The sequence below is a fragment of the Streptomyces sp. NPDC031340 genome, from assembly GCF_055569945.1.
On record NZ_JBVIIE010000058.1, the window covers coordinates 53,270 to 55,336 of the forward strand.

1 protein-coding gene is annotated in these 2,067 nt (G+C 76.2%); it reads right to left on the reverse strand.

Going from position 1 to position 2,067, the window contains the following annotated elements; genetic code table 11:
• Positions 1-112: 112 nt before the first annotated feature.
• The gene (locus ACZ5GT_RS33295) at positions 113-1,915 is read right to left on the reverse strand and encodes an ABC transporter ATP-binding protein (protein WP_469033830.1); all 1,803 of its coding nucleotides are present in this window, start codon (positions 1,913-1,915) and stop codon (positions 113-115) included.
• Positions 1,916-2,067: the final 152 nt, after the last annotated feature.

The window sequence follows — 2,067 nt, forward strand, 5'->3', positions numbered from 1 at the left end:
ATCCCCCCCCCCCCCCCCCCCCCCCCCCCCCCTCCCCCCCCCCCCCCCCCCCCCCCCCCCCCCCCCCCCCCCCCCCCCCCCCCCCCCCCCCCCCGGGCCGCGTCCCGCGGGGCTACCAGCGGAGGATCACGGTGTCGTCCGCGGCCGGCGGCACGGCGGACGCGGCGGCCACGGCGGCCACGGCGGCCGGCAGCGGCTCGGCGAGCGCCGCGTAGGCGCCCCGCCGCGCGAGGAGTTCCTCGTGGGTGCCCGCCTCCACCAGCCGGCCACGGTCGACGACCAGGATCCGGTCGGCGTCCGGCGCCAGGCTGAGATCGTGCGTGATCATGATCGTGGTGCGGCCCGCCATCAGCCTGCGCAGCGGCTGCACCACCTGGCGGGCGGCCACCGCGTCCAGGCCGGCCGTCGGTTCGTCCAGGACGAGGACCGGCGCGGCGCGCAGCATCGCGCGGGCGATGGCGATGCGCTGGAGCTGCCCGCCGGAGAGGGCCGCCGTGCCGGGCGCGATCAGGGTGTCGTACCCGTCGGGCAGGGCGGTGACGAAGGGGTGCGCCGCCGCGTCCATGGCCGCGCGCTCGATCTCCTGGTCGCTCGCGCCGGGGCGGCCGCAGGCGATGTTCTCGCGGATCGTGCCGTTGATGATCAGCGTCTCCTGGGGCAGCAGCGCCACGTTCTCGCGCAGGAACTCCAGGCCCACGTCGGGCAGCGGGACGCCGTCCAGGGTGATCACGCCCTGCGCGGGGTCGTAGAAGCGGGTCAGCAGCTTGGCCAGGGTCGACTTCCCGGCGCCGCTCGGCCCGGTGACGATGACGAGTTCGCCGGGTCCGGCGGTGAAGCTCACGTCGCGCAGCGAGGCGCGGCGGGCGTGCGGGTAGCGGAAGGAGACGTGGCGGAGCTCGACCCGGCCGTGCACGGGCCATCGCGCGACGGGTGCGGCCGGGTCGGTGACGGCCGGCCGGGCGTCCAGGATCTCGTTCAGGCGCTGGGCGCCCGCGGTGGCGGCGGTGAGGGTGAGGCCGAGCCGGCCGAGGCTGCGGACCGGCGGGTAGAGGTAGCCGATGAACGCGGCGAAGGCCAGCAGTTGGCCCAGCGTCAGCCGGCCCGCGGAGATCTCCCACACCCCGAGGCCGATCACCGCGAGCACGCACAGCGTCTCGACGACCTCGACGAACTGCTCGTACATCTCGCTCAGCCGCGCCCCGCGCACGCTCGCCCGCATCCATGCGCGGGCCTCCCGGTCCAGCCGCCGTTCCTCGTCGCGGCGGCGGTTGTAGGCCTGGGTGAGGACGATGTTGCCGAGGGACTCCTCCACCACGGAGGTGATGGCGCCGTCGGCGACGCGCTCGTCCTGGGATGCGGCCTTGATGCGGCCGGAGAAGCGGCGGGCGGCGAGCAGGAACAGGGGCGCCAGGACGAAGGTGGCGAGCGCCAGGTCCCAGCGCAGGTACAGGGCGGCGCAGGCGTAGAAGACGGCGGAGAAGACGGCGGAGACGGTGCCGACGACGCCCGAGACGACCAGTTGCTCGATGGCCTCGACGTCGCCGGTCAGCCGTTCCACCAGGTCGCCGTGCCGGTGCCGCTGGAAGAAGTGCGGGGGCAGGTCCTGGACGTGCCGGAAGACCTTCGCCCGCAGCCGCAGGACGAATCTCTCGGCGGTCCAGACGGCCAGCGAGTTGCCGAGGTAGCCGACGAGCGCGCCGAGCACGGCGGCGGCCAGCCAGGCCCCGGCCGGGGCCCAGAAGGCGGACAGCGAACCGGCCTGCAGGGCGGTGTCGGTGAGCCGCGCGAACAGCAGGATCGAGGCGGTCTCGGCCAGCGCGCTCGCCACCACGCAGCCGACGATCACCGCCAGCCACCCGCGGTCGCCGCGGGTCAGCGGCCAGAAGCGGCGGAAGGCCGCACGGACGTCCCTCATGGTCAGCGACTCCTCTTCGTACCCCGGCGTTGCTGCCGGGCATGGCCGAGGGGGGGGGGGGGGGGGGGGGGGGGGTTGTGGGGGGGGGGGGGGGGGCGGGGGGGGGGGGGCCCGGGGGGGGGGGGGGGAGGGGGGTTGATTCTGGGGGTCGC